At 58.4% G+C, this 21,549-nt stretch carries 43 protein-coding genes; 21 read left to right on the top strand and 22 right to left on the bottom strand.

Going from position 1 to position 21,549, the window contains the following annotated elements; genetic code table 11:
• Positions 1 to 45: 45 nt before the first annotated feature.
• From ACN0VI_RS12980 to ACN0VI_RS12970, 3 genes are all read left to right on the top strand, one after another.
• Positions 46 to 345, top strand: coding sequence for a hypothetical protein (locus ACN0VI_RS12980; RefSeq protein ID WP_417447072.1), 300 nt, complete (start codon positions 46 to 48; stop codon positions 343 to 345).
• Positions 338 to 742 (top strand): hypothetical protein, encoded by a 405-nt coding sequence (locus ACN0VI_RS12975; RefSeq protein ID WP_417447071.1) that lies wholly within the window; start codon positions 338 to 340, stop codon positions 740 to 742. The genes ACN0VI_RS12980 and ACN0VI_RS12975 overlap by 8 nt, the downstream gene beginning before the upstream one ends.
• Positions 743 to 822: 80 nt before the next feature.
• Positions 823 to 1,503: a hypothetical protein gene (locus tag ACN0VI_RS12970; RefSeq protein ID WP_019406669.1), complete on the top strand. Its 681-nt coding sequence runs from the start codon at positions 823 to 825 to the stop codon at positions 1,501 to 1,503.
• Positions 1,504 to 1,764: 261 nt separating this feature from the next.
• Here ACN0VI_RS12970 and ACN0VI_RS12965 read toward each other — a convergent pair whose 3' ends face one another.
• The 5 genes from ACN0VI_RS12965 to ACN0VI_RS12945 all read right to left on the bottom strand — a co-directional run bounded on the left by ACN0VI_RS12965 (position 1,765) and on the right by ACN0VI_RS12945 (position 5,032).
• On the bottom strand, positions 1,765 to 2,493 hold the full coding sequence (locus tag ACN0VI_RS12965; protein WP_417447070.1) for an EAL domain-containing protein: 729 nt from the start codon (positions 2,491 to 2,493) through the stop codon (positions 1,765 to 1,767).
• Positions 2,494 to 2,520: 27 nt separating this feature from the next.
• Positions 2,521 to 3,498, bottom strand: a complete 978-nt coding sequence (locus ACN0VI_RS12960; RefSeq protein WP_230486070.1) for an endonuclease — start codon at positions 3,496 to 3,498, stop codon at positions 2,521 to 2,523.
• 84 nt (positions 3,499 to 3,582) lie between these two features.
• Positions 3,583 to 3,846, bottom strand: coding sequence for a hypothetical protein (locus ACN0VI_RS12955; RefSeq protein ID WP_125869317.1), 264 nt, complete (start codon positions 3,844 to 3,846; stop codon positions 3,583 to 3,585).
• Positions 3,816 to 4,331 carry a hypothetical protein gene (locus tag ACN0VI_RS12950; protein ID WP_019405861.1) on the bottom strand — a complete coding sequence of 172 codons (516 nt, stop codon included), beginning with the start codon at positions 4,329 to 4,331 and terminating at the stop codon, positions 3,816 to 3,818. Before ACN0VI_RS12950 ends, ACN0VI_RS12955 begins: the two co-directional genes overlap by 31 nt.
• Positions 4,328 to 5,032 (bottom strand): DUF551 domain-containing protein, encoded by a 705-nt coding sequence (locus ACN0VI_RS12945; protein WP_417447069.1) that lies wholly within the window; start codon positions 5,030 to 5,032, stop codon positions 4,328 to 4,330. The genes ACN0VI_RS12950 and ACN0VI_RS12945 overlap by 4 nt, the downstream gene beginning before the upstream one ends.
• 257 nt (positions 5,033 to 5,289) lie before the next feature.
• Here ACN0VI_RS12945 and ACN0VI_RS12940 point away from each other — a divergent pair, with 257 nt between their 5' ends.
• From ACN0VI_RS12940 to ACN0VI_RS12930, 3 genes are all read left to right on the top strand, one after another.
• Positions 5,290 to 6,444: a phosphoadenosine phosphosulfate reductase family protein gene (locus ACN0VI_RS12940; RefSeq protein ID WP_417447068.1), complete on the top strand. Its 1,155-nt coding sequence runs from the start codon at positions 5,290 to 5,292 to the stop codon at positions 6,442 to 6,444.
• Positions 6,445 to 6,516: 72 nt separating this feature from the next.
• The gene (locus ACN0VI_RS12935) at positions 6,517 to 6,867 is read left to right on the top strand and encodes a hypothetical protein (RefSeq protein WP_364520932.1); all 351 of its coding nucleotides are present in this window, start codon (positions 6,517 to 6,519) and stop codon (positions 6,865 to 6,867) included.
• A gap of 85 nt (positions 6,868 to 6,952) precedes the next feature.
• Positions 6,953 to 7,222, top strand: coding sequence for a hypothetical protein (locus ACN0VI_RS12930; RefSeq protein WP_063542343.1), 270 nt, complete (start codon positions 6,953 to 6,955; stop codon positions 7,220 to 7,222).
• Positions 7,223 to 7,284: 62 nt separating this feature from the next.
• Here the strand turns inward: ACN0VI_RS12930 and ACN0VI_RS12925 are convergent, their stop codons facing one another.
• The 6 genes from ACN0VI_RS12925 to ACN0VI_RS12900 form a co-directional block, all read right to left on the bottom strand.
• A complete protein-coding gene (locus ACN0VI_RS12925) occupies positions 7,285 to 7,548 on the bottom strand; it encodes a hypothetical protein (RefSeq protein ID WP_417447067.1) in 264 nt (87 codons plus the stop codon).
• A gap of 16 nt (positions 7,549 to 7,564) precedes the next feature.
• Complete coding sequence (locus ACN0VI_RS12920; RefSeq protein ID WP_040138036.1) at positions 7,565 to 7,828, bottom strand: hypothetical protein; 264 nt, start codon at positions 7,826 to 7,828, stop codon at positions 7,565 to 7,567.
• Positions 7,829 to 7,841: 13 nt separating this feature from the next.
• Positions 7,842 to 8,093, bottom strand: a complete 252-nt coding sequence (locus tag ACN0VI_RS12915) for a hypothetical protein (protein WP_019405868.1) — start codon at positions 8,091 to 8,093, stop codon at positions 7,842 to 7,844.
• An 88-nt stretch (positions 8,094 to 8,181) separates the two neighbouring features.
• Positions 8,182 to 8,415, bottom strand: coding sequence for a hypothetical protein (locus ACN0VI_RS12910; RefSeq protein ID WP_230486063.1), 234 nt, complete (start codon positions 8,413 to 8,415; stop codon positions 8,182 to 8,184).
• A gap of 190 nt (positions 8,416 to 8,605) precedes the next feature.
• The gene (locus ACN0VI_RS12905; RefSeq protein WP_417447066.1) at positions 8,606 to 9,853 is read right to left on the bottom strand and encodes a DUF1173 family protein; all 1,248 of its coding nucleotides are present in this window, start codon (positions 9,851 to 9,853) and stop codon (positions 8,606 to 8,608) included.
• A 31-nt stretch (positions 9,854 to 9,884) separates the two neighbouring features.
• Positions 9,885 to 10,172: a hypothetical protein gene (locus ACN0VI_RS12900; RefSeq protein ID WP_040138030.1), complete on the bottom strand. Its 288-nt coding sequence runs from the start codon at positions 10,170 to 10,172 to the stop codon at positions 9,885 to 9,887.
• A 209-nt stretch (positions 10,173 to 10,381) separates the two neighbouring features.
• Here ACN0VI_RS12900 and ACN0VI_RS12895 point away from each other — a divergent pair, with 209 nt between their 5' ends.
• From ACN0VI_RS12895 to ACN0VI_RS12860, 8 genes are all read left to right on the top strand, one after another.
• Positions 10,382 to 10,756 carry a hypothetical protein gene (locus ACN0VI_RS12895; RefSeq protein WP_417447065.1) on the top strand — a complete coding sequence of 125 codons (375 nt, stop codon included), beginning with the start codon at positions 10,382 to 10,384 and terminating at the stop codon, positions 10,754 to 10,756.
• Between the two features lie 91 nt (positions 10,757 to 10,847).
• Positions 10,848 to 11,315: a hypothetical protein gene (locus tag ACN0VI_RS12890; RefSeq protein ID WP_417447064.1), complete on the top strand. Its 468-nt coding sequence runs from the start codon at positions 10,848 to 10,850 to the stop codon at positions 11,313 to 11,315.
• An 83-nt stretch (positions 11,316 to 11,398) separates the two neighbouring features.
• The gene (locus ACN0VI_RS12885; protein ID WP_044316241.1) at positions 11,399 to 11,812 is read left to right on the top strand and encodes a hypothetical protein; all 414 of its coding nucleotides are present in this window, start codon (positions 11,399 to 11,401) and stop codon (positions 11,810 to 11,812) included.
• Between the two features lie 183 nt (positions 11,813 to 11,995).
• Positions 11,996 to 12,211 carry a hypothetical protein gene (locus ACN0VI_RS12880; RefSeq protein ID WP_417447063.1) on the top strand — a complete coding sequence of 72 codons (216 nt, stop codon included), beginning with the start codon at positions 11,996 to 11,998 and terminating at the stop codon, positions 12,209 to 12,211.
• Between the two features lie 23 nt (positions 12,212 to 12,234).
• A complete protein-coding gene (locus ACN0VI_RS12875; protein ID WP_417447062.1) occupies positions 12,235 to 12,492 on the top strand; it encodes a hypothetical protein in 258 nt (85 codons plus the stop codon).
• Positions 12,489 to 12,911, top strand: coding sequence for a hypothetical protein (locus ACN0VI_RS12870; protein WP_040138019.1), 423 nt, complete (start codon positions 12,489 to 12,491; stop codon positions 12,909 to 12,911). Before ACN0VI_RS12875 ends, ACN0VI_RS12870 begins: the two co-directional genes overlap by 4 nt.
• Positions 12,908 to 13,348 carry a hypothetical protein gene (locus tag ACN0VI_RS12865; protein ID WP_019406418.1) on the top strand — a complete coding sequence of 147 codons (441 nt, stop codon included), beginning with the start codon at positions 12,908 to 12,910 and terminating at the stop codon, positions 13,346 to 13,348. The genes ACN0VI_RS12870 and ACN0VI_RS12865 overlap by 4 nt, the downstream gene beginning before the upstream one ends.
• 81 nt (positions 13,349 to 13,429) lie before the next feature.
• Positions 13,430 to 13,699 carry a hypothetical protein gene (locus ACN0VI_RS12860; RefSeq protein WP_230486058.1) on the top strand — a complete coding sequence of 90 codons (270 nt, stop codon included), beginning with the start codon at positions 13,430 to 13,432 and terminating at the stop codon, positions 13,697 to 13,699.
• 48 nt (positions 13,700 to 13,747) lie between these two features.
• Here the strand turns inward: ACN0VI_RS12860 and ACN0VI_RS12855 are convergent, their stop codons facing one another.
• Positions 13,748 to 14,011, bottom strand: a complete 264-nt coding sequence (locus ACN0VI_RS12855) for a hypothetical protein (RefSeq protein WP_019406416.1) — start codon at positions 14,009 to 14,011, stop codon at positions 13,748 to 13,750.
• A 213-nt stretch (positions 14,012 to 14,224) separates the two neighbouring features.
• Between ACN0VI_RS12855 and ACN0VI_RS12850 the strand changes: the two genes are divergently transcribed.
• The 7 genes from ACN0VI_RS12850 to ACN0VI_RS12820 all read left to right on the top strand — a co-directional run bounded on the left by ACN0VI_RS12850 (position 14,225) and on the right by ACN0VI_RS12820 (position 17,960).
• Positions 14,225 to 14,512: a hypothetical protein gene (locus ACN0VI_RS12850; protein ID WP_019406415.1), complete on the top strand. Its 288-nt coding sequence runs from the start codon at positions 14,225 to 14,227 to the stop codon at positions 14,510 to 14,512.
• A 129-nt stretch (positions 14,513 to 14,641) separates the two neighbouring features.
• On the top strand, positions 14,642 to 15,175 hold the full coding sequence (locus ACN0VI_RS12845) for a hypothetical protein (protein WP_040138013.1): 534 nt from the start codon (positions 14,642 to 14,644) through the stop codon (positions 15,173 to 15,175).
• Positions 15,172 to 15,735, top strand: a complete 564-nt coding sequence (locus ACN0VI_RS12840; RefSeq protein WP_279648816.1) for a hypothetical protein — start codon at positions 15,172 to 15,174, stop codon at positions 15,733 to 15,735. The genes ACN0VI_RS12845 and ACN0VI_RS12840 overlap by 4 nt, the downstream gene beginning before the upstream one ends.
• A 66-nt stretch (positions 15,736 to 15,801) precedes the next feature.
• The gene (locus ACN0VI_RS12835; protein WP_417447061.1) at positions 15,802 to 16,533 is read left to right on the top strand and encodes a hypothetical protein; all 732 of its coding nucleotides are present in this window, start codon (positions 15,802 to 15,804) and stop codon (positions 16,531 to 16,533) included.
• Between the two features lie 10 nt (positions 16,534 to 16,543).
• A complete protein-coding gene (locus ACN0VI_RS12830) occupies positions 16,544 to 16,840 on the top strand; it encodes a hypothetical protein (RefSeq protein WP_417447060.1) in 297 nt (98 codons plus the stop codon).
• 2 nt (positions 16,841 to 16,842) lie between these two features.
• Positions 16,843 to 17,250 (top strand): antitoxin Xre/MbcA/ParS toxin-binding domain-containing protein, encoded by a 408-nt coding sequence (locus ACN0VI_RS12825; RefSeq protein ID WP_417447059.1) that lies wholly within the window; start codon positions 16,843 to 16,845, stop codon positions 17,248 to 17,250.
• Between the two features lie 125 nt (positions 17,251 to 17,375).
• Positions 17,376 to 17,960 carry a DUF262 domain-containing protein gene (locus tag ACN0VI_RS12820; protein WP_417447058.1) on the top strand — a complete coding sequence of 195 codons (585 nt, stop codon included), beginning with the start codon at positions 17,376 to 17,378 and terminating at the stop codon, positions 17,958 to 17,960.
• 340 nt (positions 17,961 to 18,300) lie between these two features.
• On the opposite strand, the gene ACN0VI_RS12815 is transcribed toward ACN0VI_RS12820, so the two are convergent.
• The 10 genes from ACN0VI_RS12815 to ACN0VI_RS12770 form a co-directional block, all read right to left on the bottom strand.
• Positions 18,301 to 18,678 carry a hypothetical protein gene (locus tag ACN0VI_RS12815; RefSeq protein ID WP_279648819.1) on the bottom strand — a complete coding sequence of 126 codons (378 nt, stop codon included), beginning with the start codon at positions 18,676 to 18,678 and terminating at the stop codon, positions 18,301 to 18,303.
• Positions 18,679 to 18,709: 31 nt separating this feature from the next.
• Positions 18,710 to 18,958, bottom strand: coding sequence for a hypothetical protein (locus tag ACN0VI_RS12810; protein WP_040138000.1), 249 nt, complete (start codon positions 18,956 to 18,958; stop codon positions 18,710 to 18,712).
• Positions 18,959 to 18,967: 9 nt separating this feature from the next.
• Entirely contained in the window at positions 18,968 to 19,213 is a 246-nt protein-coding gene (locus ACN0VI_RS12805; RefSeq protein ID WP_044316235.1) for a hypothetical protein, read from the bottom strand.
• A gap of 29 nt (positions 19,214 to 19,242) precedes the next feature.
• On the bottom strand, positions 19,243 to 19,443 hold the full coding sequence (locus tag ACN0VI_RS12800; RefSeq protein ID WP_044316234.1) for a hypothetical protein: 201 nt from the start codon (positions 19,441 to 19,443) through the stop codon (positions 19,243 to 19,245).
• Between the two features lie 48 nt (positions 19,444 to 19,491).
• Complete coding sequence (locus ACN0VI_RS12795; protein WP_417447057.1) at positions 19,492 to 19,779, bottom strand: hypothetical protein; 288 nt, start codon at positions 19,777 to 19,779, stop codon at positions 19,492 to 19,494.
• On the bottom strand, positions 19,776 to 20,138 hold the full coding sequence (locus ACN0VI_RS12790) for a hypothetical protein (RefSeq protein ID WP_417447056.1): 363 nt from the start codon (positions 20,136 to 20,138) through the stop codon (positions 19,776 to 19,778). Before ACN0VI_RS12790 ends, ACN0VI_RS12795 begins: the two co-directional genes overlap by 4 nt.
• 22 nt (positions 20,139 to 20,160) lie before the next feature.
• Positions 20,161 to 20,406 (bottom strand): hypothetical protein, encoded by a 246-nt coding sequence (locus ACN0VI_RS12785; protein ID WP_139803316.1) that lies wholly within the window; start codon positions 20,404 to 20,406, stop codon positions 20,161 to 20,163.
• Positions 20,407 to 20,416: 10 nt separating this feature from the next.
• A complete protein-coding gene (locus ACN0VI_RS12780; RefSeq protein ID WP_417447055.1) occupies positions 20,417 to 20,692 on the bottom strand; it encodes a hypothetical protein in 276 nt (91 codons plus the stop codon).
• 167 nt (positions 20,693 to 20,859) lie between these two features.
• The gene (locus tag ACN0VI_RS12775; RefSeq protein ID WP_279648821.1) at positions 20,860 to 21,096 is read right to left on the bottom strand and encodes a hypothetical protein; all 237 of its coding nucleotides are present in this window, start codon (positions 21,094 to 21,096) and stop codon (positions 20,860 to 20,862) included.
• A 10-nt stretch (positions 21,097 to 21,106) separates the two neighbouring features.
• Complete coding sequence (locus ACN0VI_RS12770) at positions 21,107 to 21,358, bottom strand: hypothetical protein (RefSeq protein WP_417447054.1); 252 nt, start codon at positions 21,356 to 21,358, stop codon at positions 21,107 to 21,109.
• Between the last annotated feature and the right edge of the window lie 191 nt (positions 21,359 to 21,549).

Genomic DNA, 21,549 nt, shown 5'->3' with positions numbered 1-21,549 from the left:
ATGCAGCGGTAGTGTGGGCAATACCAGCCTCCCGGAGTGCCCCCGATGTCCGATCATTCGCCTTTGACCATCGTCACCGCCTGCAGACTTGAACTTGCACTGACGCCGGTACCGATGCCCGTGATGCCTAGCTCCAGAAGCGAGCATTGGCTGGCCTTCATCTTGCCGAGCAGTTCCCAGTACGGGTTCGAGTTGCACCCTGATGTCGTTGAACGTATTCAGGCGTACATGATCGAGCACCAGACCGAGTGCCTGAACGATGGTTGGCGCAACTACACGATCTACGGGCGCCGTCTCGCCGGCTGTAACCCTAAGGCTGTTGCCGAGCGGCTTAGCCATGAGTGAGTCGATTGAGTTCAGCTCCTTCGTGGACTGGTTGGAGCACCAGGGCGAAATCGACGGACCCGTAGTGGTGTCGGTCACGAGGAGCAGATTTTCCGGCAATCACCAGGACTTCGCTCACGGCCTTGTCGAGGCCCGGCTGGACTCTCCTTTCGGCCGACTGTCGATCATCAGCGGCTGGTCGGCTTTCGTGCAGCCTCGACGTGCGGACGGTTGGTATGTCGAGCATCGGCCCGATGCAACGGGCGCAGGAATTACCTCCGAACATCCGGTTGTCATGACGGTTGAGGCGGAACAAATTCGCCTTGAAGCCCGCTGCGAGGAACTAGCGAAAGAGGCCTGGGACTTTTGGTCCTATCAGGATCTTGAGCGCTATGTGACTCCCCACCTGCTCAGCTAAGCCCCCACTTCCCTGCTCTTGGGTTTAAGCGCCCATGAGACAGCATTGCGCTGCACCTTCAACAAAAACGGAGTTTTCACATGTCGGTTACGACTAGCTCAATCCAGGTTCATGTCCTGCCCAACAAGGCCACCATCCATCTGCACGAGGCTGATCGCGAGCTGGTAGGCGTCCATGGCGTTGAGGTTGATGTCATGGATTACCCCTCCCAACAGGCGACGGCGGCGCTGAATGCCTTCAATGCGAATGTCACCCTGAACCGTGCCGAGCATTTCACCCTGATGGTGTTCGATCCCAAGAAACAGAGCTGGCTGACGCCCCCTGAGGGCCATCAGGCATTCCCAAGCGACGGCGATTACAGTGGCATGCTGGATGTCCCTCTCCTACCCCTCGGGTGCGTTCTCAAAGCTGAGAAGGACGTAGCTTATGAAGATGGCGATGGCCAGCCGATTATGGCCGGATCGAAGTGGAAGGTCCTCGCGGCTGATCGGGCGACCGTGCGGCTGGTGTGTGAGGATACTGAGGCGGAAATCTTCATGCCCGTCTGCCAGCTTCATGAGGGCCTGGTGATCAACACTGGCTACGATGAAGACGCGCATCTGAGCGCCGATCAGCTTGACGATAAGTACAACCCCGAAGGCGCCGGTGAGCATCCGATGTTCACTCGCCAAATGTGGCGCGAGGCGGTGGCCAATGAGGACACGATCTGCGGCTATTGGTCGTGGTTGGTGAGCGAAATCGCGCAGGCACACTGGAAGTAGCGGCCTTGATCGCCGCATAGCGGCCTGTTGTTGAAGCTGAGGGCGGTGGTGATTCAGCCGAACCACTTCAAAATGAAGCCTGGGACTGACCGCTACGCTTTCCAGAATCCCGCAGGAGACGCCTCGCAAGGTCGTTCTGCGGGTGTGGCGTGTAGTCCTAGCCCTCAGCGTCCAAAAGGAGCACCAGCGAGCCCATAGGGGCCGTAACTTGAAGATTGCCCGCCATGCCCGGCTGTTCGTGCCGGCAAAATCATCTTGGCATCAGCCCCACGCCAACACCCCAGCGTTTGCACGAGATTGCTCAAGCCCCACCAGAGCATGAGTCGGCCCTACGACTTCAGGCCGCGAGAAACAGTACCCCTGAAACCACGCAGTATTCCTAATCGGATGCAGCAGGTGGTCGATATCTTGCGACGACTCGACTTTCTCCATGATCAGGTGCGTCTTGTTGGCATAGCAGTGCCGGATTGCTGCATCAACCCAGTTCAGATTTTCCGTGGTCTGGATTGCCGGGAGATCGATCTTGCAGAAGTCCCAATCGAACGCCTCCAGGCGCTCTTGATTGGCGTGTTCCTGCCCGAAATCATCAATGGCTACCTTGGCTCCGGTGCTCTTGATCGCACGCAGCCGCCTCACAAGCTCAGCGCCACGCATATCGGAACTCTCTGGAATTTCGATCACCAGGCGATTGCGGACTTCTGGATCAAGCGCCATCAGTTTCGATTGGAACAGGCTGAAGAATGTACGGATGTCGAGTGTTGCAGCCGATATGTTCATGAACACGAGCAGCGGTGAATGGAGCTGCGCCGTGCTGGCCTGCAGCATGCGCAGCACCTCAATGTCGAGCGCGAACCATGATGCCATCGACTTGCCAGCCATGAAGCGAGGTGGGCTTAGCACGGTGTCGCCAAGCTGCAGGCGCGCCAGAACCTCGGTTGCGACGGCGGCTCCGTTGCTGCTGTGAATGGTTTGCTGGGCAATCTTGAGCATGTGGCCCTCGGATCGTGGAGGTTTCGGTTATCTGCAATTCCCAGCCAGGCGGAAGCCTGCTTGTTCGGCCTGTGCAGCGGTCTGGAAGCTAACGCGGTTGTGCTCGCGCACGAGGTCATAACTGGGGCAACCAGTCGGCAGGTGATAGACGCGGCTATTGCGGTTGCCTATAACGCTGCCTGCCGTGGCGCCCGTCATTTGTGAGTGCTGCGAAATGGAGCGGGAATTCTTCCCCTGGAAGGGATGAGTGGCCACGCCCGGTGTCGCAAGTCCGTCGCCACTCGGTTGCTGCCCCACCGACCAGGTGCGCTCGCCGGTGACATAGGGATTGCTGTGCCCCATCACCTTCGCAATTCGCCGGTCGCGTTCGAGTTCCCAGTCGCTGGGTGGGTACATGCGATCCCAGGCGGTAAAAAGCTGCTGCTGCTGCCGGGACATCCTCAAGCCGTACCAGTCGTGCATGTAGAGCTGCACACGGGCCACGAGTCCTTTGGCTTCGTCGCGAGGCTCGGCTGCACGCTGGTTGAAATCCACGCGGGTCGCGCATGCGCCGTACTGATAGGGGGTTTTGGAGAGCTGTGCGTAGTTGTAATGGGATCGGTCAGCGTTGACCTCACCGACGACTACGGTGAGGTTGTGTGCATCGGCCTCCATGGCGCGGAACACAGGATCGGTCGCCACGCAGTTCTTCCGCCCGCCGTTCTGCCAGCATTGGCGCTGGTGACCAAACGACCAGGCCGGCGTTATGTGCTCGTACTCGATCCGCGCCGCACGCTCAGGTAACGCTCGAACCTCATATCCGCAAGACCGGGGGTCGATGCGTCCACCCGTGCGACCAACCCAGCGCCATGTGCAGCCGCAGTAGGTGTCACCCTGAAGGTTACGGTCGAAGTAGACGCGCTCGCGTAGCTCAACTTTCGCTTGGTCGAACGTCGCCGGTGCGGCAGTGCACACCAGTGAGATGGCAGCCGGAAAAGCAGCGAGAATGAGGGCAGTGGTTTTCATGGAGCACGGCGTGGGTAGTTTCACGCCATGCTATAGATCGAAACCCGGAAATTGGGCTGGTATCTGACACGATTGTTGTCAGTTTTAGACTTCCGTGCTTCCTACCCATTCGCCGGCTATGAAAGCATCTGCACCATCCTGGGTGCGGTCTTTCAGTAAGCCGGCTATGGCAAGCAACGCCTCATGTGTCCAGCCAGATGCAGGAGCCGGCTCAGCATGAATCCGCGTTCCCCGCAGATCGCAGATCTCCAAGGGACCGTTGGCGATGGTCACCAGAATGTCAGGCTCGCCAGCATTCACATCAGTAACAAAGCAGATCATTTTTCCCTCGCTGCTGCCTGTCGCCATTCGTCTCTCATGCGCTGATACCGAAGCATTTTGAGAGCTTGGCGCTCCTTCTCCACAAGCACTTTATGCTCGATGGCACGAAGCATGGACCAGGTATTGCGTGGAAGCTTCGGCGGCTTTCCGTCAACGTAGGGAGGGTAAGCGCCATCTTCTACGCATGGATGCGACCAGTCCAACGCATTGGATTGTAGCTCTTCCCGAACAATCCGAGCTGCGTGCGACCAGGCGATATCGCCATCTCCTTCCCCTCCGTCTGGGCCGTAGTCGGTCCAGCAGAAAAATGCCGTGCGCTTGGGTGTCAGCATGTCGCCCAAGCGCAATGAGCCTTCCCGGTGACGGTACCGTGAGCGGTGGGAGGGTTTCCGACTCGCCCGCTTAGGGGTGTGGTAGGCCGCGCACGGCCCGTCCAGATCGATGCTGTAGCCGAGCGCTTTCGCGTGGACGGCCACGCGCTTGCTTAGCTTCTTCAAGATGCGCGGATTCATGCGTCGGCTCCCTTGGTATCCTCGTTCGGCTCTGCTGGAAGCGGCATCCAGAACGCTACCTTCGCCTGGTAGTCAGCGCCGTATCCACCGTCGATATAATCGCCGTTGTTCAGGCAGAACCATTTCCCGTCGCGGTACAGCCCCTCAAACCCACACACTGCATGCTGACCTTCGTATGTGCCGTAGCACCAGACCGTGCCAGCGTCACGCTCAGGCAGACGATCAGCGACGTTGATCCATCCCCCTGCGTCCCGATGGAATGCGTGGTTCTGCTCAGGCAGGGTGTCCATGGGCTCAATTACCTCTTCTGGCGCTTGCTTAGCGAGAAGGTCTGCGTAGGCATTCAGCAGCCGCTCTACCCCGCTGCCACCGAATGGCCCAAAGATATCGATGCACGCGTTCCAAGTATCTGGATCGAAGCCGTGCCCCTCGCACAGATACTCCCAGTCTCCGACCTCGTTGCGGCGCACCTGAATGCCATCAATCTCGAACTCACCCTGGTCCTGCCGCGCCTTAGACGATGGAGCCTCGGCCCACTCTGTGCCTGGATGTTCGTAGGCCCACGGCCCGCTGTACGTCGAGAACGGAGAGCAGCATTCACGCCGGAAACAGCGTTGCTCGCAACGATGATGGCATTTCCCGCCGTCAAGACAGGTTTCGCCCAGCAGCTCGGTTGGTTGTTGTGTGCCTTGTGTGGTCATGCTGCAGCCCCTTGAGTTGTAGGTACGCATAGCGTCTCACCTGCTCGAAGGAACCCAAGTGCTCTGTCGGTCGCCGTACTTCGTCAGCGCCGGGATCACCTCATTCGCGCTTCCGGTTACGGCTGCGAGCGCCACCGGCATCTACCCATCCAGGATGTGGATGACGAGCGCTTGGCTCGCGGTAGGCGCTGGCGGCCACGCTTGGGATTCATTCAGATCGCGAGATGCTGGATGAACAAAGCAACAGGAGCTGCCGAATGTCATCCCCAGCCGTCGCCACAACCCCCGAAGTCGAAAACATGCTCGCTCGTAACGCTGTCGTTGCCATCGGCGTAAGTGGTGGCAAAGACTCAGACGCCTGCGCAATCGCCACAAGCGAATATCTGGACCGTATCGGTCACACCGGGGCGCGCCTACTGATCCACGCAGACCTTGGATCGGTGGAGTGGCGGCAGAGCCTGCCCAAGTGCCACGCGCTGGGCGAACGACTGGGCTGGGAGGTGGTGGTTGTAGAGCGTAAAGCCGGAGGGATGATGGAACGCTGGCAGACTCGCTGGAACAACAACGTTGAGCGCTATAAAAACCTCTCGTGCGCGAAGCTGATTCTGCCCTGGAGCACTCCAAGCATGCGTTTCTGCACGTCAGAGCTGAAGAGCGCTGTGATTGCCAGCTATCTCAAGAAACGTTTCAAAGGCCAGGAAATTCTCAACGTCACCGGAATTCGTCGGGAAGAAAGCGCCGGTCGCCGCAAAGCGGACGTTGCCAAGGCAGATCCACGCCTTGCTCAGCGCGGAGCCCAGGGTTTCACCTGGAATCCGGTGATCGAGTGGAAGATCGATGAGGTGAAGGCTGCGATTGCGCGGCGAGGCCTGGAGCTTCATGAGGCCTATACCCGGTACGGGATGACACGGGTTTCCTGCGCATTTTGCATCATGTCCTCAGCGGCAGATCTGAAGGCCTCCACCACCTGCATCGACAACCAGGATATCTACCGCACGATGGTCGAGCTTGAGGCCAGCTCAACATTCGCATTCCAGTCTAACAACTGGCTGGGCGATGTCGCTCCACACCTGCTGGGCAGCGAGCTTGCAGATCGGTTTCAAGCTGCAAAGCGGGCGGCACAACTGCGCGAGATTGCAGAGAAAAAAATTCCCCTCGGGTTGGAGTACCAAAAGGGCTGGCCCACTCGCCTGCCGACGATGGACGAGGCGAAGCGGCTTGCTGAGGTTCGGCATACGGTTGCAGGACTCGTAGGGGTTGAAGCGCTCTATCTTGATCCGGCAGCGATCCTTGAGCGCTACGATGAGCTGCTGCGGACGCGTATCGACGCCACCCCTGCTGTGCCGGTCCATCTGGCGTTCAACTCCAGTCAGGACAACAGCTGGGGGCAGCAGGCGGCGTTCGGCTTCTGAGGCGGGCACTTGGGTTTCTGCAGGATGGAGTGATGCTGAACGCGTCCAAACCATTGCGCAGAGGTACGCAGCATGTTCAAGCCCAACTCTCGTGTTATCTGGAGCAGCACTGATTCAGATGGGCCGGGGCCGGTGGTGGCCACGGTAGTTGGTCCTCTGAGTCCAGCTGAATTCGACCGTGAAGAGGTCGGGCCGATGTTCACGATCAGCTTGCCGAACGGAACCACGGAAACCGCGTTCGCGGATGAGCTTTCGGCGGCGGATGCGGCGCCCGATTTTGCCGTGATGGACCGAGCCGAATTGTCAGCCTGGTATGAGGAGAATGTCGGCTACGATCTCGGTCAGGATGATCCAGCGATGACGCTTGAGAGCTATCGCCAGCAGTGCGGTGAAATGTTTGCCCTACACGCGCTGGCCCGATGAGTGTTTCTGATGGATCAGGGATGCTGTAGCCTCCGTTTACGGCCATAGCGTCCAGCCCATTCCAGTTCGAGCGGCCAATACCCGGATGATTACTTGGACCTTCTTTTTCGTATCGGTGATCGCGGCCTGTGTTCACCGCTACAGCGGCAATCATCAGAAGTGCACGATCACATTCCTACTGCTGGGGGGCGTAACGCTTTGGATGCGGGAGGATTGGGAGCAGATGCCTCATATCTTTAGCGCCGACACCCAACTGGTGATCTGGACGGTGTTGCAAGCCATTTTCGCTGGCATTGCCTTCTATGTTCGGGACATTCCTGTTGAGGATTCACACAGGTCTAGTGGCGCCTCGTGAGTGCCGTGATAGCAGCGCTTACACATGCCGCTGCCGTCAGACGTTCATACCCACCCACTGCGTCATGCATATTCACCGCGCATCAGGCCCTCTTCGTCCGGGCGGCATGCGCCGTCGCCGCCATCGAACACACCGTCCAGCGAAGCCAGTACCAGCGCGCCGCGCGGGTGGTCATCCTTGCGAAGTGAGCCCGAGCCCGAGCCGCCAAACACGCACAACCCCAGCGCCTGCGCCTGCTTGGCGTAGCGCGACAGGCCGCGTGTAATCCTGGCCACCTCGGCGGGGTCGAGGCCTGCAGCTTGGCATTCTGCGTCGTTCACATACATGGGGGCGGGTTCCTTTTCAACTCGCCATTATTCGATAGGCTTCAGTGTGCTGCGCTTCGATATCGAGCAGTGCTTGCGTGCCCTCTTCACTGAGCCCTGATTCAGCCTGGTGGGCAAGCGACAGTAGCGCGTTCAGCGAGTTGTAATGACCCAGGTATTCCAGCCATGCGTCCTCGCCTTTGGCGGCTTTGATGCCGGCCGCTTTCTGGCCGTAGTAAACCAGCACAACGGCCAGTTCCCGTTTAGCGTTGGCGATGATGGTCTGTTCTAGTTGCGTCATGTAGAGGTTCCTTTCAGTTGGTGGCGGCTTGACGCTGCTTGCGCGCTGCGACCTTGGCCCATGCTTCGTCAGCGTCTTCGGTGTGGCCGCAATGCACACACTGGTAGCCGCTGCCGTCGCCGGCTTCGGCGTCGTGAAACTCCATCGGCGTGAAGTGACACATCGGCGCCGGGCCGGTGAAGTGCTCGCGCATGGCCTCGTCGTAACCGGCCATGATCTGCATAAAGCGGGCTTCGTCTTCAGGGCTTATGGGCTGCTCGATCATGGAGGGGATTCCTTTCTATTGGGCTGAGGCAATGCGGTGACGCTGCCGATCCTGCTCTTGGATGGGGTGCATTGAGTCGGGATGGCAGCTACTGACGCTCATTGTCGGAATCTGATTTCGACCGGCGCTTATCCTGCAGCGATAGCAGGAAAGTAACGCCCAGCACCGCTATTGCTGCGATAAGAGGTGAAAGGCCCACAAGAATCATCTTCATCACTTCCCAAGCGGGAAACATGAAAAATGAGGCGACCACCGCGCAACTGATCCAAATCAGAAGCACGGCTATGGCCTTGAGGATGGAATGGGCGTCCAGGCTGAGCAATTCGTTTCCCCTACGATCATAGATGCGAGCATTTCAGTGCTGGCCACAGAAGCCAATGGCTCGCGCAGTATCTTATCTGGGTAAAAGCCCCTGCGGGATAGCGAGGTTGATGCATTTGCAGGCTCTCAAGCCTCGCGGGAAACCCAAGCGGTCGCAGAACAATTTTGCTCAGCCGGCGACACAAGCATCCTTATCGGCGGGCCGCTGGTGGAAAGTCCGGGATCTGGAGCCCTCTGGGGTCACGGAAAGCATTCCAGCTCCACCAGGCAGTCGGGCCGTATTCGCTGTTGTAATGGTTCACCTTGTCCGCCTTGCGCTGAAGGTACTCCGGCGTGCCCATTCCAAACACCTCCATCGGGAATTTTGCGTCAACATCGAGCAGCCAGAAATCGGGGAAGACGCAATCCTCGTCGGCGTCAAACCGCATTGGCTTCTCAAATGCCCGACCTTCGGCGCGCAGCTTCGACTCGATAACGGCCTCGAACCCAGAATCGAGTGGAATCCACTGCTCAGAGAGGTGCATCAGGGCAATGTCCAGGATCTTGCCATAGGCGCTCTTGGCACCGGCTTTCATCTCGACGTGGGCGATAGCCATGACGGTATCGCCTCGCATCCAAGCGGATAATTCCTGCCGGAAACACTGGTGCACCCGGCCCCACTGCCCTTTCTGCAGGTACAGGGTCGGCATTCCAAACGGCCAGCTCAGCGGCAATTTTTCAAGCCCATCACCGTGTTTCTGGGCGTCGTACCGAGCAAGCGGCGCGACCACAACCAGGCGCCTTTTTCGTTCCAGCGCTTGTGCGGCTACCCGTTGGTTGGCCAGTGCGCCTTTTCCATCCTTGCGCGCAGGCACCAGCAGAACATCAGCGATGGTCAGCCTGTCCGTTGCGACGCGTTCAGCTGCTCGGCGAAGGGCACTGCCCACTACCAATGCGTTGCGCTTGCCTGCCATCGCCGGGTACCACGTATTCAGCCGTGATTCCTGCCATAGCAGATGCAGAAGGCCCAGCAGAGTCATCGCAGGTTTGCGAGCACCGGGGCGGGAAGGAGCAGGCTCGCTGTCATCAGCCGCTTCCCTGGCCGGGAGAATCCTGATGCCGCGTGCAAGCCTGATCCGCAGCTGTCCATCATCCCCCTCCTCCACCACGCCCTTGTCGTAACCCTTCATCCCGGAATGCTCGGGGGCAGGCGCATAGAACCTGCATTCGTTGGCGTGTTCGTACCCGGTCAGGGGGAATCGTGCCAGGTGGTAGGTGCCCGCCCGAGGCTTGATTGCCAGCTTTCGGTCACCCCTTCCAGGACAACAGCAGGTACCGTGTGAATGGCCGTAGTGTTGAGCCAACACGCGCTGCCAATGCGCGGCGAAGCGTTCGGCAGTCTGAAATTCCTTTGAGTACCGTTTGTCCCCGATCAGGACGGGGAAGATATGATCGACCATTGCAAGCCTCGGATTTCAACTAAGGGGGAGATTAACTCCCCGGTTTTTCCGCCTGGACGCGCTCAGTGGCCTGCTGGCCTGTGTAAATGCAAAGCGCCGAGTTGAAGCCGTTGTAGGTAACGGCATAGTTGAAGTCGCAGAAGTAGGCGGGATGCTTGGTCGCAATGGCGTCGCCGGCCTTGCAGTGTTCTTCGATGGTCTCGACCAGGGAATCATTATCCGCCCCGAGGCAGGCATAGCCGGTGGTCTTGTCCTCGCTGCAGCCGGCGAGCAGTGCAGTAGCCGTGGCGACAGCCGCCACGATGAGAATGCGTTGCATGGGTTTCCTCCAGTGAATTAGTTGGGCCGAACGGAATTCGGCTTCGCTTATTCTCTGGGAAACCTCAGCGCAATAATCCTCTAATCCTGCAGGATTGTTGTCGGTTTAGGCACGACCTGGCGTCACGGTAATGCGAGTGAGTAGTGCGGTAGTTGGGTTCTCCTGAGCGCGGGCCACTATCAGGCCTCTACTCTCGAAGGAGCTACCACATGGCACGTCAGACACACATCCCCGGTCTTGAGCAGCTTCAGCTCAACGGCATCGCATACAGCTGGAACGCAACTATGGGGGAATATTGGTCTGAATCCGGCGACCCGCGCGTTCTTCAATCCGAAGAGATTCACGCCTGGCTTCTGGCGTTCAATACGAAACGCCCTTATTCCCCTGAGGGGCAGAAGATCGAGGCGAAAATAATCGCTCAGGATGTATGCCCGGTAACCGACCGCCCTCTCTTCGGCCTGCGCTTTCTGGACCACACTCGCGGCATCTGCGGCGATGTGCTCGTGTCGGAGGTCACCGCCGACGCCCTGATGGCCGAGTACGACGCCGGTCGATACCAGAGTCTTTGGACCGGGGCCTTCTAGCTCGCCAGTGGCGCGGAGCGAGGATTCTTGGGATTTCGGCGGTCACTGACAACATGGGGTCATCTTCTTCCCCGATCCGAGGAACCGCCCCATGAGTCATTCGCTTATCGCTATCAAAACCAGCTGCAGCGTCCCGGAGAAAATGCACGCGCAATCTGTGTTGGCAGGACAGGGACTCGTAGGTTGCCGCTATCCGCACACCATGACAGAGGTTCCTCTGTCGATTCGGCATTTCTTCGAGGAGGTGCCAGCAGCACCGCCTGCAGAAGCCAGTGTCTCCCAATTTGAAGAGCAGTACAGCGCAGCGATGGCTCGGTTGGCAACGGAGTTCCCCAGCTCCGACACGCCGGCGCCAAGCCTCGAAGTGATGCAAGCCAGCATCACCACCATGCTCGATGACGAAGTAATCAGCTTCCCGACATTCGAGTCTTTCCAAGCCTGGTGGGAAGGACTCAACGCCTATGAAGAACTCGATACCGAGATGTCGGTGGCTGAGCATCTGCCGTTGCTGCGTATTGCCTACAACGCGCTCGTGCATGAAGGCGTTATTGCCGTTTAAGGCAGGTGGATTGCCTCGCCAAGTTGGGTTTCTCAGCGCAACACCGATTATCGAAGTGCCCGCCACTTCAGTACGGAGACACCATGAACGAAGTAATCAGCCAGAACGCCGAACCTGTATCGGCGCGATTCACGACCCATGTAGCCGGTGAGGTAGCGGTAGTTACGTCAGCCCTGCATAAAGCTGAGCGGTTCATTGAGGGCTTCGAGGATGACGCGGAGCAGGAAGGTATCGCGGAACTCTTGGCTGACCTACGAGCCGCGCTCCGGGTGGTTACTGGCGAGCCACACCCGGCGACAATTGCTGCCGAGAAGAACTACTGCGTAGTCTTCAGCAACTACACCGGCAACCTCATGGCCTGGGAAGGGACGGCGGATGAAATCCGCAAGTACCTGGGCAATCGTGAGATTGTTGGCGCACTTAGCGCCGTTGACGAAGAGTCTGCGATGGCCAAGTGGCGGTTGATCAACCACGGGAAGACTCGCGAAGGAGTGTGAGGCCATGCGCGTCCGTTCTAGCGCGGACCACCCGCTCATGGTTGCTACCGGGACTACGGCGGCGCCTGTTCGAAAGGAGCCATAATCGACATGACTGAGCCGACCCAAACCCTGTGTACTGCCAAGACCGGCAGCGACGTGCTGAGCATCGAGCGCACCGGCCGTAAATGAGGGAAAACAGCCATGACGATGCGGACCTACCGCTACTTCGCTTGCACTAACGGTCACCAAGGCGAAGAAAAAACCAGCGAGAACGATCAGCCATATTCTGCTTGCTGGGAAAGTGTTTCGACTAAAGGGCTCAAAGGAGCCCCAAACGGCGGTTACCTATGCGCAGTATGCGGGGCGCCGATGGCCGAAGTTCCCAGGGCCGAGATGCCTAAACCTGATGCACTGTAAGCGGCTTACGTTGGAGATGGATTATGAGGAAGTCAAAAAGCGAGCGTCTGCAGCTCGATGCGCTGATGTTCAATATCAAGGCCGCGTTTGCGCTCGCCCTGATCGCGGGTGTAGGTCTTGTCTTTTCATTCGTGGGCTCGCCGATGGCTGAGATCGGCGGCCAGCTGGCAGCTAGTCGCCCACTTATGCTGATTGCGCTTGGATTCGCTGTTGTGTCGGTGATCCTCAGCGCCATCAGGATGCGGCGCTTGGGTGGAGCAAAGGGAAGGAGCTTGCAGTGAGGCGGGTATTTTCTTCTGTGATCGGGCTTGCGACGGTTCTTCTCGCCGGTTGCGGAGAGAGCAAACCCTTCCCCCGAGTAGATTTCCCCGTCGCGCCGGGACATTACGTGCAGTTCTATCAGGGGGCGGGAGCCAAGGTCTACACTGAGTTCTCCAGGGTGGATAAGGCAGGACAGGCGCAGTCCCTCGTTTCTGGCCTATGGCATGGCCGTTTCAACCTCAGCAACGGCGTCGAGAACGAAACGCTGTACCTGAACGAGTGCGGCATACTGGTCACATTCCACCGGGGCGATGTGGATGTGGTGCGCACCACCTATGACGTGAACTCCTACGTGCAGCGCGACGCCTGCCCGCTCAATCCGCTACCGGCAAACTGGATCGCCGTTGGCCCCGGCGCACTGATCGGGACAACCAAGTGAACGCCGCCGAAACCTACCAGATCACTCTCACCCGCGAGCAGCTGCAGTTGCTGTGCCGGGCGACCGAAACCTGCAGTCGGCTGGTCATGGGTCAGATGGATATGGCGTTGGATTACCTGCGCAACCGCGACGGCGAGATGATCAACGGCTATGAACTCACCCGTGCGGTGGAGGCCATCACCAAGCCCGCACAGGGCTTGGCACCCAACCAGAGTGGCGGTGTGGGCTGGCATGCGACCGGCGACCAGCTCTGGGACATGTTCACGCAAATGCGCCACCGTCTTGCCTGGGATTCCGCCATTTCTCAGGGGGTAATTTCTGCTGGCGAGCCGCGCAAGTGGCCTGAGATGGGAGGTGTTGCCTATGACGCCCCCACGACGCTGACCGGCGCTGGTATCAAGATCGAGCGCGTTACTGCCGATGACCATCAAGGTTGAGCTTAATGACTGCTGCCCTTGGGTTTGCCCTGTGCAGAGCTATGGTAGTCAGCAAAGATCGCTGAAAACGAGGTTTCGCAGATGAATGTCACACTTCCCAGCCTGGACGCCTTGCCTGTCATCCGGCATCCCTATGCGGATTACGGCCTGGATGAGGCCGTGCGCCTCGCTGTAGCTACCAAGCGCATACGGATGGAGCCGGAGCCAAAGAACTTGATCGAGGTGCGTGAAACCATCGAGGACATGGCAAAGCGCGCGAGCCACCTCTGGTGCACCGGCATGGCCGCTCTGGACGTGCTTGATGCCGCCATTGACGGCCGTGATCTGCGCCAATCCTGCCGCCTCTGCTGACGCTTAGTTCTGAGGCGAGAAAAACCCCGCCGAGGCGGGGTTTTTTTGTCACTCTTCATCGTCGCCAGTTACACCCAGCCGCTTGTAACTCTCCAGAACGCGGGCGCATTCGGAGGAGCCATTGCGCGTGCCGTCTGAGATCGCACCCTTCACGGACTCAAGCCCTGCCACGAACCCAACCAGCGTGCCGGCTTCAAAGCCTTCCTGAAATCCTTGCTCGTGCCCACGCTGTAGGCCGATCTCGAACGCCGTTCGCGCCGCAGCATCGACCGCCTTGGCTGCGAACTGATCGTACAGCTCTTCTTTCTTCATGCCATTACCTCGCTTGTGAACCGGCAGCGCAGGAAATCCACGCCGCCAGTGCCAGCATAGGGGCATCACTACCTGCCGACCAGCAGCGGCCGCGTGTCCTGCAAAATCAATCTTTCGTTCTGCACATCCTCACTTGGGATTCAAATGGTCGGCGGGAAGATTAGGTTCATCAGCTCGGTTTGCCGGGCGTTAATCCACCGGACCAGGGGCAGCATGATGGACCGCAAGCAAGCAATCGACTTTGCAATCCGCTCCGCACGCATCGGCGTGGACCAAGGTCAAGTCGCGGACTATCGCGACAACGTGCGCGACACCCTCAACGATGAAGGGGCCAGCGAATGGGATCAGATCGCGGATGACGCCTTCACCGCCGAGGTGGCGCGGCTCCAGCCGGACTACGACGCCGCAATGGCTTCTTGGGAAGAAGAACAGGACAACTTCGCCTGGGAGCGTGAGCAGAGCGCAGTTCGCCGGGCCGAGAATGGTGGATATCCGGTATAGGCGACACTTTCATTCGCTACGCACATGGGGGCTTCGGCCCCTTTCTTGTGCATGGGGCTGCGGCTTGGGTTCTAGGGCCATCGTGCGAAGCTGAGGCTATCTAAACCAGCACACCGCGAGGATACGAGCATGGCAGTCATCTGCGAATTCGGTACCGCCCCCGAGCAAGCCAGGGATGGATACAAGATTGTCGGACTCGTCTACGGGACCGATGAAGAGTTGCTGGCCGAGTACAGCAGCCTCGATGTGCGCTTCGTCCGTGGCGCTGCGGTCCACGGGCAGCCCGGCGTCTGGGAGTTTGCTGCCATGCACCCGCTCAAGTCGGTTCAGGTCAAGCACTGGCAAGCCTACGGCGAGGGTGAGGCCAAGCCGGCTACGCATCAGATCGACATCGAGGACCAGCGAGGCGTAAATGGTCAGGTTTACCTAACCGTTGGCGCTATGGATGGCGCCTTGGATGACATGATTTCTGTCGTGGCCGAGGTCAACACCAACCCCGCGACCGGAACTGATGAGGTTCCCTGTGTGCATGTATCGTTCGACGATGATGCTATGGCCTTCTCGCTGTTCAAAGTGGGCGACAAGATCCTGCTGCGCCTGGAGAACGATGTGACGCTCACACGCACGGAGTCGCCCACCGGCCCGCTGTTCGTTGTGGAATGAGCGAACACCACGCCGGCATGCAACGGGTGATCGCGGTCATCGGCACCGCAGGGCGCGATAAGCAATTCCCAATGGATATTTCCCACTGGGAGTTCATTTGCCGTGCGGTCAGGTTCTATGTTCGACCCGGCGACTATCTCGTTTCTGGCGGTGCTGCGTGGGCCGATCATGCTGCAGTCTGGGCCTTCAATGAGGGCTTATCTGCCAGCCTGACACTGCATCTTCCTGCGCCATTCGAGGCGAGTTTTTCCGGTGGCAATGGCACCAGCGGCGGTGCAGCAAACCATTACCACAGGCAATTCAGCCGGGCGATCCGGCGAGACACGCTAGCCGACATCCAGGAAGCGATCCTCGGTGGCGCGCAATGCACCTACCAGGCCGAGTGCAAAGGCTATGCAGCGATGTTCGCACGCAACCGGCTCGTGGCAGAGCAGTGCACGCATGTGCTGGCCTTCACTTTCGGGATGGGCGCTGAGCCGGCCGATGGCGGTACCAAGGCCACATGGGACATGGCCGGACCTGGGAAGATGCGCAGGCATGTCAGCTTGAAGCCGCCCTAGCAGCTTGGGTTTTGCGGGCCTGGCCGTAGCCTGAAGCCATCTCCCCCGCTTCCCCAGGACAGCGCCATGACCATCACCGATATCACTGTTCAATCCGCCCGCCTGGCGGCTGCTGAAGCGCAGTTCTGCACAACAGACTTTGGCTACCGCAATACGGCCGTCGAGCCGTGGCGAGAAGACGGAGCCAAGCTCGTGCGCTTTGTCCAGGCCGAGCGTAACGGACAATCCAGCCTGCTTGAGTACAGCGTTCTGTTTGCCCCGGACTCGGCACGGGTTATCTGCTGCCGAGTCTTCGACTTCACCGAAGCGCTGGCCGAAGATGACGACTGGGTGCCGATGTTCAGTGCGTGGCGTAAGGGCGGATGGTACGTCTGGAACATCGCGCGGCCGGAAGGAGGTTGCGGCTGTGTCAGTCGCAACTATGCGGACGGAAAGTGGCGGATCGTGTGCGACCCGCGCCGCGACGAGCCGGGAGCGCCTGGCGACTTCACCTACGCATCGCGCACCGAGGCGGCCAAGGCCGAACGTGCTTTGATTGCCGAGCAGGCCCGCGCGCTGCTGCACAAGGCCCGCTGCAACGAGTCATCCCCTCAGCTGCTCAGCGCGCGCCTAGTATGCGACAAGCACGGCTACCAGGATTTCGATATCGAAGGCCACCCGGCCGTGCATCGGGCATGCGTGCCCAACGGTATTCGTGTGGGCCAGCAGTTCAATGTCTATCACGGAGAAGGCATGAAATCCGGGGCAATCTGGACCGGGACCCTCGAAGGCTCCCTTCGCAAATTTGCGTGCTGCTGAGGGAGTCATCATGTGCTTCCCACGAAAACCCAGCCTGGGGCGCTACAGCGGTACCAGAGCTGAATGGCATTGTGCATACCGTGCTGCCCGAGTGGCAGCTGGCCAAGGCTTGCCTCCTAATCCGGCGTATTCTGGCATTCAGTGGAAGGCCCAGCTGATAGTGGCATATGAGCGGCCATTGCTTGACCCCCTCGCCTGCTCGGTTCTAGGCAGGCTCGCCGCTTATCGGATCATTGAAGAAATTGTTTCGGATGAGCGCAAGGCTGTCGATACCAGTGAAAGTTATCTCTCTGGATGGGAAGTCTGACCATGCTCGATATCGCATTTGATTCAAAGACCTACAGCACCTACAGAAAGCGGCTTGAAGAAATTGCCGGCCTATCGGTGTCCATCCCAGAAAGGGAGGTGTTGCGCGCAGTAGGGGACGGTCTGCCGGCGTCGGTGATCGATCAGATATCGGCCAGTAGGCCCCTGGCTGCGTATGCACGCCAGATCCGCCCGAAGGGCGCCTGCTTGGGCCAGAAAGAGAGCTATGTCGCCTTCGAGCTGGCTTTCGTGTTGGCTTTGGCGCAGGCGGTTCTCGGTAATGCCGAAGCTGCTGATCAGTGGCTTGCTACTCCGAGCGAGCAGCTGGGCGGGCACAGGCCTGCGGAAGTCTTTCATCATGACAACGGCGCTGCTCATCTGACAGTCAGCCTGATCCGAAGCGCTCGGTAGCCCGCCAACACTTCCTCTGGGGCTTGGGTTCTTCGCGCCTGATGTGATTCTGGATATCAGATCCATCGCCGTCGAGCTGGTTATTCTGATCGACCGCCCACGCCAATTCGCCAAATGGAGCAGCTATGGCGCATCTGATTCCCGACTTTGAGCAGCACCTGCTCAGCATCATTCAGCCTCTGCACGCGGCCAAGTGGCAGGCCGACTATCGTTGGTTTGACCTGGAGCGCTCATTGGCCAGACTCGCCATAGATTATGGTGGACTAGACCTTTGCCCGGATTTCCAGCGGGGCCATGTTTGGTCCGCCGAGCAGCAGCGCCACTTCATTGAAAACTGCCTCCGCGCTGTAGTCCCCACCAGCGCATTTCTGATCCAGTTCAACTGCTCGGAATGGGGTGATCCTGATCCTGAGTCGGATCTGCCGGTTGGCCTGCAGTGCGTCGATGGCCTGCAGCGCTACACCGCTGTTGCCGAGTTCGTCAAAGGCAATGTCAAACCGTTCGGATTCACTGCAAACGAGCTAGCCGGTACCCAATTTTCCCCGAAGCGGATGTGCATGAAGGTGGCCATTCACGGCTTCACCAAGCGTGCGGATCTGCTGTCGCAGTACCTCGCCTTGAACGCAGGTGGAACGCCTCATAGCGCAGAGGAAATTGCCCGCGTGCGCGCCCTGCTGGTCGAGGCCCAAACTGACGGCGCGACTGGCTAACCAAGTGTCTTCAGATCAGGCGCTTTATGTAGTGGAGCGCCGGTAATCCCGACTCGCTCTCACGGATGGGCGTCGGTTCGCAGAAGCGCTGTTCGGCGACGCGGTTAGATGGACAGTTCAGTCGCCGGCCTGGTCTTTGGCCAGGATCGCGTTCAGCACGGTTTCGTCATCGTCGAAGTAGCAGAACTGTGCAACACGAACCCCTCTGCTTTCCATGCTGTTTTCCTTCACCACCACGCAAATACGAAGGAGCCAGGAAAGAAAAGCTCCACACCGAACAGCACAGCAGCTGCTGAAGCCAAACCTATCGCCACGTCGCGTGCCATTTACGTTTTCCTATCTAGTCGCGGCAAAACACAAAGAGCATTACTGGCACGATGCTTATGCAAACTAAGCCTTCCAAGATGGTCATTTGGTCCTCGCCCGTCACAAAACCCCAACCTTGAAACAAGTTCGAGTCTAAGAGCAGGACCAAGCCAACCAAGCCCACAAGGGCCGCCACGGCACCACAGAAAATGTGAAAACTTTCTTTTGCAGAGCTTGGCCATTCCGATTCTAAAGACAGGTTCTTCAAAGACGCCCAATAGCAATAGTCGTCATCGCCACGTATCGATTCGTCAAGCATGATCTCGGCCCGCCTACTGTCTTGGTCGATTTGCCTGACAGTGCCAAAGCCGAATTTTGATAGCACCCTTGTTCCAGGCTGAATTGTCTCCATAGTTTTCCTCGATCTTTAAGACCTGCCGCGCCTACCACCAAATTCTGATGTGAGGACGGCGGTCGAATTCTTCCTCAGTCAATCCGTAACCAAGGGACTTTAGTTCGGCCATAGCTTCCTCGAACGCAGCAGGATTGAACCCGTAGTTCACAGGGACAAATACAGATACTGCACCCTGCTCGGCACCTTTCCGTATTTTGGCGGCTACGTGGTCAAGTACGGTTTGCTTGGCCGAGGTGTGTTTGCCGCCCAGTCGGCGGGCTTCATCAGGTGTAAGCATGGATTTCCTCTAACTCGGGTTGTAGCCGGTGTAGCCCTCGGGTGGCAGCTCCAGCGTCGAGCTGTCCATACCCTTTGCCTCACGCTCCCGGCCCCACATTTCGACCATTGCGGCTTCTTTCAGCCGCTCGGCGAATGCAACAATGTCGTGTAGCTGATCCAGGGTCGCCTCGCCCAAGTTATGGGCCAGACCAATCGAATCTAAATCCGGTTCTTGGGCCGCTTGCTCAAGGTGCCAACTGAGGTCTTTGTCCATCGGTGGAGCCCTCCAGGGCGTTTTCCTTGTCAGCTCAGGGTGAGGCCGGTCAGGTCGAAATACTGACTCGACAGCATCGCCATCTCGGTTCGCATCTCGGCCACTTCTTCGTCGCTGTACTTGTTGCCATAGCCGGCAGCAATCACGCGGTCTTTTAGCGTGTCGAACTGCCCTTCGATGCGGTTGGCTTGCTCTTGCTTCTCAACGAAAGTCGCCTGGGCGATGGTCATGCTGATTTCCGTGATCAGTTAAAGGATGCGCAGCGCTCACTGCTTTGCTCAGTTTGTCAGTGCTTGTCCAGTAAGCACCTGCACGACCGTGAAGCTGATCGTGGCAATGACGAAGAGCATCAAGCATGCTCGCCAGCCTTTTGCAGGACTGATGCCGAATGAAGCAGAAATGGCGCCAGCGGAAACGGCAGCTAGGCTAGGAAAGAGCTTATCGATGCTACTGTCGTTGATTGCTGACAGGAGCAAGTTGATAGCCAGGAAAGTCAGAATGATGAGTGTGGCTAAGCCCAGCCCCCTAGGGGACGGGTGTTTGACCTCGATGCCAAACAAATTCATGTTTTTTGATTCCCTATTGAGCACACGTGTTTAACCCAGATCGCTAACATGGCTAGTGCCATGAACGGTGCGACTCCCATTGAAGCGAGCCCAAAGGCCACTTCGGGCGAATGCTCGTAAGCGAGATACGAAGTATGTGCATGTTCGCCGGCTGGAAGTAGTTCCGAGAGAAGCACGCCAAGCGGGAAGAAGGCGTGCACGATTATGAGTACAGCCAACGCGAACGCACCGACAACGAGCGAGGCGAAATAGATATCTGCGAGACCGGGCTTTGCTTCACGCTCCCACCAGATATAGAGCCCTCTGGAGAAGCTTTCCACGTTGCACTTCGTTACGGGATGCTCTGGTTGCTGTGCCATGGTGTTTTCCTCGAACAAGGCGCTACGTTACTTGCTGTGCCTTAGTGTGCGCCGCCAGGTCATCGAGCAATTCAAACAGCTGCTTTTCCTGTTGCTTGCTAATGCCGCCGCCGACGCGAAGGCCGACTACAAAACCATTTGCCTGGGCGGTGGCTTCGCGAAGTTCAACTGGGTCAGTTGCCAATCGCACGCTGTTGCACAGTTGCGTCACATGCAGCATTGCCTCGGGGGGGATGCCAACGGCTTTGATGCGATCAGTAGTTGCCATAATTGATTCCTCAGTCCTCGATATAGTCTTCACCGCGACGCTGACGGCGCAAAGCGATCATTTGAATGGTGACCCAAACCCTCTCAGGGGGTGGCATTTTCTGATCAAGCACATAAGCATCCGCCTCTGCGTTGAACTCACCGTGAGGGTCGTTTGGATCGCCTGGAGTCATCGGCAACCCCTTCGGGTGCAACACCCCGCCATAACAGTGCGCGCAGAATTTACCGAACGGAACGGCCGGCTGACCGCAGGCCGCGCATGGGCGATCTGGTGATGGGGCGGTCATTTGGCGCGCTTGTTCTCTTCGTCGGCGAAGGTGATCGCGATGCACCAGGCCGGAGTTTTCACTTTCGACGTCATTGCCTCAGTCCTATCTGCGCGGGGCGCGAAATGGCGTCCCTTCTACGGCCTCGGCCCCACAGATGCAGGGCTTTGGCATTACACGGAATTTTCCTACTTATGTCTCTTTCCAAGGGGGAGGTCGGATGTTTCCGCTTTGGGTATTTGCTCCCGCCATAGATTCCACTGGCCCCACGCGATCACAGCCGTAAGCACCGCACCGAGCGCGTAAAGAACTGCAAACTCGGGAATAGGGCCATCCGTAAGCCAGGTGATGAGAGATAGGGCTAGAATTAGCGCGGTGCCAAGCCCAGCAAAAATGGCGACAGCAAGGTTCATTCCGGCATTCATGGGCGTTTTCCTATCGCTCCGGCTGGTATATCGGCACGTAATCAAGGCTCAGGCTGGAGCCGTGAGTTTTCAGTAGCTTCGAGTGTTCGTGCCGAGCTGCTTCTGCTTGCTTGAGGCCGATAGCCTCATACAGTGGTAGACCGTAGCTAAAAGGTCGCTGTGGCTTTAGGCCGACTACCGAAGTGATCACAGGAGCCGCCGCGTCAAGAGCTTCGCGAACCGCCGAATGAGGCAGCTCCCCAACGACGCGAGCGAACCGCATTTGATCGCGCCCCTCGGCATCGAGGCCTTCATATTCCGGGCGTGGCATCAGGTTCATGTTGTTTTCCCTCAACTGGCGAGCTGTTCGGTAAACGTCGATTTCAGCGCCGCAAGGTGATTAATCGCGGCCTGCAAATTCACCGTTGGATTGCGCACAAACGCCGGTTTGCCTATGTATGTTTTCAGGGACTG

The sequence above is a fragment of the Kangiella sp. genome, from assembly GCF_048265365.1.
In the GTDB taxonomy this organism is placed as follows: Bacteria; Pseudomonadota; Gammaproteobacteria; order Enterobacterales; family Kangiellaceae; genus Kangiella.
This window is presented reverse-complemented; position numbering and strand designations above follow the sequence as displayed.